This window comes from Streptomyces sp. AC627_RSS907 (assembly GCF_019049165.1).
On the sequence record NZ_JAGMUE010000152.1, the window covers coordinates 123,313 to 131,603 of the forward strand.

10 protein-coding genes and 1 pseudogene are annotated in these 8,291 nt (G+C 71.9%); 7 read left to right on the plus strand and 4 right to left on the minus strand.

From position 1 onward, the window contains the following. On the minus strand, positions 1-705 hold a 705-nt coding region (locus tag KUM32_RS29255), incomplete at its 3' end, for an SDR family oxidoreductase (protein WP_217144978.1). Between the two features lie 241 nt (positions 706-946). Here KUM32_RS29255 and KUM32_RS29260 point away from each other — a divergent pair. From KUM32_RS29260 to KUM32_RS29270, 3 genes are all read left to right on the plus strand, one after another. Beyond that, positions 947-1,894: an RNA polymerase sigma-70 factor gene (locus tag KUM32_RS29260; RefSeq protein ID WP_217144979.1), complete on the plus strand. Its 948-nt coding sequence runs from the start codon at positions 947-949 to the stop codon at positions 1,892-1,894. Between the two features lie 292 nt (positions 1,895-2,186). Continuing rightward, positions 2,187-2,567 carry a VOC family protein gene (locus KUM32_RS29265; RefSeq protein ID WP_217144980.1) on the plus strand — a complete coding sequence of 127 codons (381 nt, stop codon included), beginning with the start codon at positions 2,187-2,189 and terminating at the stop codon, positions 2,565-2,567. A 311-nt stretch (positions 2,568-2,878) separates the two neighbouring features. Further along, the gene (locus tag KUM32_RS29270; protein ID WP_217144981.1) at positions 2,879-3,763 is read left to right on the plus strand and encodes an SDR family NAD(P)-dependent oxidoreductase; all 885 of its coding nucleotides are present in this window, start codon (positions 2,879-2,881) and stop codon (positions 3,761-3,763) included. Here the strand turns inward: KUM32_RS29270 and KUM32_RS29275 are convergent. Beyond that, positions 3,747-4,016, minus strand: a complete 270-nt coding sequence (locus KUM32_RS29275; protein WP_217144982.1) for a hypothetical protein — start codon at positions 4,014-4,016, stop codon at positions 3,747-3,749. The two genes, KUM32_RS29270 and KUM32_RS29275, sit on opposite strands and share 17 nt — an antisense overlap. A 252-nt stretch (positions 4,017-4,268) precedes the next feature. On the opposite strand from KUM32_RS29275, the gene KUM32_RS29280 reads away from it, so the two are divergent. Further along, positions 4,269-4,766, plus strand: coding sequence for a hypothetical protein (locus KUM32_RS29280; protein WP_217144983.1), 498 nt, complete (start codon positions 4,269-4,271; stop codon positions 4,764-4,766). A 280-nt stretch (positions 4,767-5,046) separates the two neighbouring features. Here KUM32_RS29280 and KUM32_RS29285 read toward each other — a convergent pair whose 3' ends face one another. Both KUM32_RS29285 and KUM32_RS29290 read right to left on the minus strand, forming a co-directional pair. Further along, positions 5,047-5,691 (minus strand): dihydrofolate reductase family protein, encoded by a 645-nt coding sequence (locus KUM32_RS29285; protein ID WP_217144984.1) that lies wholly within the window; start codon positions 5,689-5,691, stop codon positions 5,047-5,049. Then, a complete protein-coding gene (locus tag KUM32_RS29290) occupies positions 5,676-6,158 on the minus strand; it encodes a MerR family transcriptional regulator (RefSeq protein WP_254406295.1) in 483 nt (160 codons plus the stop codon). The genes KUM32_RS29285 and KUM32_RS29290 overlap by 16 nt, the downstream gene beginning before the upstream one ends. 414 nt (positions 6,159-6,572) lie before the next feature. Between KUM32_RS29290 and KUM32_RS29295 the strand changes: the two genes are divergently transcribed. The 3 genes and pseudogenes from KUM32_RS29295 to KUM32_RS43945 form a co-directional block, all read left to right on the plus strand. After that, positions 6,573-7,136 (plus strand): EF-hand domain-containing protein, encoded by a 564-nt coding sequence (locus tag KUM32_RS29295; protein ID WP_254406296.1) that lies wholly within the window; start codon positions 6,573-6,575, stop codon positions 7,134-7,136. Positions 7,137-7,343: 207 nt separating this feature from the next. Then, the gene (locus tag KUM32_RS29300; protein ID WP_217144985.1) at positions 7,344-7,910 is read left to right on the plus strand and encodes a TetR/AcrR family transcriptional regulator; all 567 of its coding nucleotides are present in this window, start codon (positions 7,344-7,346) and stop codon (positions 7,908-7,910) included. Between the two features lie 138 nt (positions 7,911-8,048). After that, positions 8,049-8,291 (plus strand): annotated as a pseudogene (locus KUM32_RS43945) (carotenoid oxygenase family protein); the annotation flags it as partial.

Consider the following 8,291-nt stretch of genomic DNA (forward strand, 5'->3'; position numbering starts at 1 on the left):
CAGGAACCCGCCGGCCGCCGCGGTCTCGGCGTCGGGCATGCCGGAGCCGTCGACCCCGACGACCTTGACTCCTCGGCGGGCGCCGAGGAGTCCGGCCGCCTCGGCCATGGACTCCCTGCGGGGCCCGGCGATCTCGGGGATCGGCGTTCCGGGACCCGGCTGGGCGGGCGCGTCGGGGTCGGTGGCCAGGTCGACCAGCGTTTCGGCCACGGTGCGGCAGGCCACGAGCTGGGTGGGCAGGTCCGGGACGTAGGCGGTGTCGCCCTGCCGCCAGTCCAGGAGCTGACCGACGAACTCGTGGAACTGCGCGGCCCGCAGGATGCGGGCGGGCAGCGGGCCGGACAGGTTGGCCTGCTCGTGCACCTGCTGGGCGGCGATGAAACCGGCGGTGGCCTTGTCGGCACCGATGATGGACACGGCGGCGATCCGGCCGACTCCCGCACGCCGGCCGGTCTCGTGCAGGTTGCGGGTGGCGGTGCGGAAGAACTCCGTGGCGGCCTCCTGGTCGGAGGCGTGCCATGACGCGACGTCGATGATGACGTCGGCTCCGGTGAGCGCCTCGGCCAGGCCCTCACCGGTGATGATGTCGACACCGGTGGCGCGGGACATCGGCACCACGTGGTGCCCCCGTTCCGTCAGGACGTCCACGACGTGGCGTCCCAGCCGTCCGGTTGCTCCTGCCACCGCGACATTACTGGTACTCATGTTTCAGCCCTTCTTGGGTGCTGGGTTGTCCGAGCGGAACGGCGGTTGCGCGGACTCACCCGCTGGTCCTGGCCGGGGGCGTCCACGCGCCGCCCTGACGGACACGAGACGCCGGCGCCCCGGCGTCCGTAACAGCCGAGGACGTGTGACGTAGGACACTGGGCGGAGGTGTTACGGAACGGCGGGGGCCGGCGTCCAGTGCGTGGAGCACGACCGGGAACGAACAGACGGGGAGCCGGGTATGAGCGGGCGCAGCGAACGAACCACGGGCCCGGCCGTGCCGCTCGACCGCGCCGACCGGGTGGAGTCGGTGGACTCCGCCACCGAGGTGTTCGTCGCCCACCGCAACCTGCTGTTCACGGTCGCCTACGAGATGCTCGGTTCGGCCGCCGACGCCGAGGACGTACTCCAGGAGACCTGGCTGCGATGGGTGGGCGTCGAACCGGGCACCGTGCGGGAGGAACGCGCCTACCTGGTGCGGATCGTCACCCGGCAGGCACTGGACCGGATGCGCGCGCTCGGCCGGCGCAAGGAGTCCTATGTCGGGCCGTGGCTGCCCGAGCCGTTGCTGACCTCGCCGGACGTGGCCGAGGACGTCGAGCTGGCCGACAGCCTCTCGATGGCGATGCTGCTGGTGCTGGAGACGCTCACGCCCGTCGAACGGGCGGTGTTCGTGCTGCGCGAGGTGTTCGAGCTCGACTACGACGAGATCGCCGAAGCCGTCGGCAGGAGCCCGGCCGCGGTCCGCCAGCTCGCCTATCGGGCACGGGCACACGTCGCCGCGCGCCGACCACGCGGCACCGTCTCCCCGGCCCAGACCCGAGCCGCGCTTGAGGCCTTCCAACGGGCTGTCGAGACCGGTGAGTTGCAGAGCCTGCTCGACATCCTCGCCCCGGACGTCGTCGCCCTGAGCGACGGTGGCGGAATCGCCCATGCCCTGCGGCGGCCCGTCGTGGGCGCGGACGAGGTGGCCCGCCTGCTGGCCGGCGGCTGGTGGAAGCGCGACGCCGAGAGGTCGGTCGAGCCGGTTCAGATCAATGGCGGCCCGGGGCTGCTCGTCCGGCTCAACGGGCAGGTCGACGGCGTCGTGGCCGTCCGGGTGGAGAACGGCTACGTCACCGGGGCCTACCACGTCCGCAACCCCGAGAAGCTGTCACGTGCGGTCCGGGAGACCGCCGTCAGCCGCTGAGGCCGGTCTCGGACCGGCGCTTCCCGGGCCCTTCGGCACAGGGCCCGGCCCGGATCTGCGTCCGGCCTCCTTGCCGCTCGGCCGAGCAGCGCGGTCGGCGACAACGGGCGTGGTCGCAACCGTCATCGGGCGGGGGATGGCAGGGCACCTCCACGGGGCTCCGGCGCGGCCCCGAAATCGTTCGCCCGTTCCCGCCGCGTCCGGTACGGTCGCGGCGTTGATTTCACTGCCGGGAGTGCATGCGGCTCGCGCGTGGTCTCCCGGCGGGCCCAGGCTGAGAGCAGGTTTCGTCATGGCATGTCGGATCAGTGAACTCGTGCTCGGTTGTCGCGATCCCGAGCTGCTGGCGCGGTTCTGGTGCGAGGTCCTGGACTACGTCGTACTCGATCGCGAGGACGACGGCACGTTGGAGATCGGGCCGCGCGAGGGGTTCGGTGGTCCGCAGCCGACGATCATCCTCAGTTACCGGGATGAGCCGGAGAAGGGCAAATCCCGGCTGCACATCGACGTCAACGCGACCGACCGCGATCAGGACGCCGAACTCGAACGCCTTCTGAAGCTCGGTGCGCGCCCGGCCGACATCGGTCAGACGGGGGAGGAGCAGTGGCACGTGCTGACCGACCCCGAAGGCAACGAGTTCTGCCTGCTCAAGGCCCGCCTCAATCCGCTCTGACCCTCGTCGGGCAGGCCTCGGCGGCGGGTTCGCCGGTGGCGCGGCCGGTGGTGCGACCGGTGGTATGGCTGGTGGTAGGGCTGGTGGTAGGGCTGGTGGTGCGGCCGGTGGTGTGGTTCCGACAGGCGTCCCACGCGCGTCCGTCCCGTGGCCTCCCGTCGGCGGCCTTACTGTGGGACAGCCGCACGCCGGTCACCGGTGGTCACCCCGCGAACTCCTCCCCTACGGCGGGGCGATCACCGCACAGCGGGCGCAGCGGACCGCCGGAGGTGGTGCTGTCCACCTCCCCGCCTGAGCCCGGAGGACAGCACATGCGGAGATCGTCGGGCCCGACCCCGCCCGCAGGCCGGGCCGTGGTCGTCACCGGTGCCTCCTCGGGCCTGGGGGAGGCGTGCGCGTTCCACCTGGCGCGGGTGGGCTTCCACGTCTTCGCCGGGGTCCGCCGCTCCGGGGACGGGGAGCGGCTGCGCATGGCCGCCACCGGCCGGCTGACGCCGTTGATCATCGACGTGACGGACGAGAAGTCGGTACGGGCCGCCGTGCGCGACGTCACCGTGTCGACCGCTGGGGCCGGGCTGTGGGGACTGGTCAACAACGCGGGCATCGCCGTCACCGCTCCGCTGGAGTGCGTGCCGAGCGAGCTGATGCGCCGGCAGTTGGACACCAACGTCACGGGCCAACTGCTCGTGATCCAGGGGTTCCTGCCGCTGCTGCGCACCGGCGCCGGACGGATCGTCAACGTGACCTCGGCCGTGGGGAACATCGCGATCCCCTACCTCGGCGCCTACGCCGCCGCCCAGTTCGCCAAGGAGGCGCTCAGCGACGCCCTGCGCCGCGAGCTCGCACCGCAGCGGATCCCCGTCACGGTGGTCCAGCCAAGCCGCGTCCCGACCCCACTCTGGGACAAGATGCCCGACGCGGGCAACCGGGCCCTGGAGCGGGCCCCGGAGCCCGTCCAGGAGCTCTACCGCGGCACGTTCCCACGGTTCATGGAAACCAACGGGGCCCGGGCCCGGGCCAGCCGCACGACCCCCGACGACGTCGCCCGGGTGGTCTTCCGCGCGCTGGTCGCCCAGCGGCCCAGGACCCGCTACGGCGTCGGCCGGGACGCGACCGGCAGCCGCGTGCTGGCCAGGCTGCTGCCCGACCGGGCGATCGACCGGCTCCTCGGCGGCATCGTCACACCCGCCCGCTGACCGCCACGAGCGTTCCGGAGGGCTCCAGCACCACGTCCACGCCGTCGCTGATCCTGGCGAGCGTGGCGCCCAGCCACGCGCAGTCCCCCTCCGGCGCGTGCTCCAGCCGCATCCGCCGGACCCGAAGCGGCACCATACGCACGCTGACCAGCCGACCCGTACCGGCCTCCACGGAGACGAGGTGGACGAGGCGGAGGTCGTCGCGGTACTGCTCGTACCCGTCTCCGGGCTCCTGCCGGCCCCCATGGCCCATGCTCCGGGTTCCCCGCCGCGAGCCGCGCACTCACCGGAGGCCACCCGGAGCGGCTTCGTGCGCATGGCTGAATGTCCTGATCGGCCCCTGCCGCGTCGGGGGTTCCCCTTCTAGGGTTGGCCCTCCGTTCCACGGGCCTGGCCGTAGCAGGCCCCGGCAACGAGGCGAAGGGGGTGGGGCGAGGCGGTGGCATCCGACCACGACGTCGTGTGGCACGCATGTGTCTCTCTGGGACGGTGCGTCCTGCCACTGGTGGATCAGGAACCGTGGCGGCGGGCCCGGCGCCACGAGGACTTCCGTGAGCGCGGGCTCGACGTCGGCCGGGGCGAACTCCTCCTCGCGACCTTCGCCGCCCTCGCGATGCACGCGACCGTCGCCGACGCACTCGCGGCGGGCAGCCCGGCCGGCACCGAGACGCTCCACGCCACGCCTCTGCCCGTTGTGGCACAAGCACTGATCGGCAAACAGGACTACGAGTTCCTGGCCGGCACACCGAACCGCTCTTCCGGTGAGGCCGTGGACGAGGCCGTCGCCACCATCCGTCTGCTCGCCTGGCAGACCGGCTCGGCAAGCCGCTGGTTCTTCTATCTGCGCGGGCAACTGCACCACGCCCTGATCACCCTCATCCACCGCTCGCCAACACCCTCCCCGACGTGCGGCGACCTACAGCGCTGGGCGAGCCGGGCCGGTCTGCTGCCGTGCGAGCGCGCCCCCGGCGGGCCCCACGACGCGCGGCGGCCGGCAGGCTGAGCGGTCGTCCGTCCGGGCCGGGGTGAGGGCGCGCTGGTGGCGAGCCGCGGGCACCAGTCATTGGGACGCCGGAAGGCTCTCGCCTACGAACACGACATCGTCCTGCCGAGCGCGACACCCGTCGACGCGTTCCTCGACCGGCTCCCCGAAGCGTCCTGAGCCGTCCCCGGCCGGGCGCACGCACCGCCCGGGGGCGTCCGGTGGGGCGGGCCGGCCCCGGGGGCGTCCGGTGGGACGGACGGGCCCCGGGGCGGTGGCTGCCTCGCTCAGGTCGCCCCTGTCACCTTCGCCAGAACAGATGGTGCGTCACGCCGCTCGGGCTGGGCACGACCTCCAGGTGGAACCGGTCGAGCAGCTCGTCGGGGGAGTCCCACAGCCGTAGGCCGGGCCCGAGCGTCACCGGCGAGACCACCACGTGCATGGTGTCGACGAGACCGGCGTCGAGGAACTGCCGGATGGTGGTGACGCCGCCGCCGAGCCGGACGTCCTTGCCCCGCGCCGCCTCCCGCGCCTGTTCGAGGACCGCGGCCGGGTCGTCGTCGACGAAGTGGAACGTGGTGTCGGAGAGCGTGAACGACGGGCGCGTGTGGTGGGTCATGACGAACACCGGCGTGTGGAACGGGGGCTCCTCCCCCCACCAGCCGCGCCACTCGTGGTCGTGCCAGGGCCCCCGCTGGGGCCCGAACTTGTTGCGCCCCATGATCTCGGCACCGATGTTGCGTGCGAAGTCCCGCGTGAAGTAGTCGTCGAGGCCCCGGCTCCCCCCGGAATCGGTGCGCATGGGCCAGCTCGCCGTGGCGCCGGCCCAGGAGAACAGCCTCTCGGGGTGATCGAGGCCGAACGGCCGCTCGAGACTCTGGTGCTCACCGGCGGCGACACCGTCGCTCGAGACGTTGAAGTTCATGACTCTCAGCAGCTGTTCCACGTGTTTCCCTCGTCAGTTCGCGTCGCGGCATCGTGCGGCGGGGTGCCGCACATCATGACGTCGAACGGGACTCGGCCGGATCGACAGGGGACCGCACATCTTTTTCTGCGCCGGTGCGGCCTGCCACCACCTGCTGTGACATGGGCGCACCGGGTGGAGACCTCGCGGTCACGGCCGAGAGCACATTCGACGACGTCGAGTGCTGCTCGCGCAGCCGCGACGCGGGACCGAAGCGCCTCGGCCTCCTCGCGCAGGGTGTTCCGTCGTTTCCCGGCATCCGCGGTGGTGACCAGAGAGCGGATGGCGTCCAGGGAGAGCCCCGCCTCCTCGGCGCGCAGGATGACGGCGTCGCGAGCGAGGCGGGCCGTGCGGCAACGGCGACGGCCGGCGGCGTCACGTACGGGGGTGAGCAGCCCCACCGCCTCCCGGTGACGCAGGACGTGCGTGGCCAGACTGCCGATGTTCACGGCAGCGGCGACCGCTCCCCCGTAGGTGGGCCGACACCTGGAGCAGGCACGGGCCAGAGCCCCCGGGCCCGTCCAAGGCCTACCACCGGGGCGGCCGGACCCGGTCGGCGGTGAGTCCTGTCAGCCGACCCCGGCCCGCCCCCTGCCTGTCGGTCCGTGCCGCGCTTCTTTGCCGCAGACAGGCGGCATGCACAGCAGGGCCGAAGAACCCGGCGAGTAGAGCGGCCGGGCTGCCGTAGAGCAGAGGGGGACCGACATCCGTGACCCACCCGGCGCCGGCGCGCCCGGTGACACGTAGGTGTACGAATGCGCGCAAGTGGCCCCGCGGCCGGCCACCGGGACTTACGGTCGACGGGGCAGGGCGCTGTGGCCGTCCTGTCCCTTGGCTTCGGGTACGTGTGAGGGGTGGCGGCATTGGCTGACCAGGACTTTCTGACAGCGAAGATCGAGCGGGGCTTCGACCATCTCGATGTGAGCGGCAACGGCGTCCTCACGGAGAGCGACCACGTGGAGATGGGCCGCCGGGTGGCGTCCTCCCTCGGTCACGCCGAGGACTCTCCGGAGGCGGAGCGGATCATCGAGGCCTACCTGGCGATCTGGCGTGAGGTGCACCTGCCGTTCGTCCCGACCGGCATGCAGGGAATCCCCAAGGGACAGTTCGTCGCCTCGACCCGTACGCTGGCCGGGGATCCCGAGGCCGCCAGGGCCACCCTCGGCAAGCTCGCCGAAACCTACCTGGCGATCGCCGACATCGACCAGGACGGCCGGGTCAGCCCCGACGAGTTCCTCGCCTTCCAGCGGGGGCACTTCCCCCGACTCTCCGAGGAGAGGGCGGCCGAGGCGTTCGGCCACCTCGACACCGACGGCGACGGCGTGCTGTCGGCTGCCGAGTTCACCACCGCGGTCATCGAGTTCTGGTCCAGTCCGGACCCCGACGCCACGGGCAACTGGTGGATGGGGCGCCCCGCGCACCTGTAAGGCCGAGCTGTCCGGACACGCCTGTGCCGCCCCGTCTGTTCCGTGCGTGCCGGGCAGGGAATCCGCTCGCGGGAGTGCGGTACGCGGTCGCACCGGGGCGGCGGCCCGTACGGCGTCCCTGGGAACCGGCGGATCAGCGTCCCTCGAACGTCGACCACTCCTACCCCGTACTTGACCTTCCCAAGGGGTGAGTGGTTGAGTACTCACATGAAGACGGAACGACGCCGCCAATTGTCCACGGCCGACGAGCGCCGGGAGACGGTGCTGCGCACGGCCATCGGGGCGTTCGCGGCTCGCGGATACTTCGGGACCACCACCACCGAGGTGGCCAAGGCCGCCGGGATCTCGCAGGCGTACGTCTACCGCCTCTTCCCGAACAAGGAGGCCCTGTTCACCGCGGTGGTGGAGCATTGCTTCGTCCGGGTGCGCGCCGCTCTCGAAGGCGGCGCGGCCGAGGCCGAGAGCAGCGCGCCCGAGGCGGTGCTCGCCTCGATGGGCGACGCGTATGCGCGCCTGATCAGCGACAACGATTTGATGTTGGTCCAGCTGCATGCCCAGGCTGCCGCGGTCTCGGAGCCGGCGATCAGGGAGGCGGTGCGGGCGGGGTACGCCCGCAGCGTCGAGTACGTCCGCAGCGCGTCAGGGGGCAGTGAGGAGCAGGTGCAGCAGTTCTTCGCCACCGGCATGCTGTGCCACCTGTTGGTGTCCATCGACGCCGAGGCGATCTCCGCGCCCTGGACCCGGACCCTGACCGCCGGGATCACGCACTACTGACACGGCTGACACGCCACGGGCGGGTGGCCCCGCGTCGGCGTACCCGGCGGCCGCCCGTTTTTTCGCACCAGGAAGTGAGTGTTTAACCACACATTCTTGGTGACCGGTACATCCTTCCACTCGAAACCGAGGTTCATCATGGCCAGCAAGCCCTACCTGACCGGTCACCACGCCCCCGTCGCGGACGAGATCACCGCGACCGGGTTGACCGTGGAAGGCAGCCTGCCGCCGGAGCTGACCGGCCGTCTGGTCCGCAACAGCCACAACCCCAAGCCCGGCATCACCCCCACCCACAACTCCCCCGCCCGCACCCCCGCCTTCACCACCACCGTCACCGAAGCGGTGCTCCCCGGCATCGTCGCCCCGGACGGCATCCAGGTC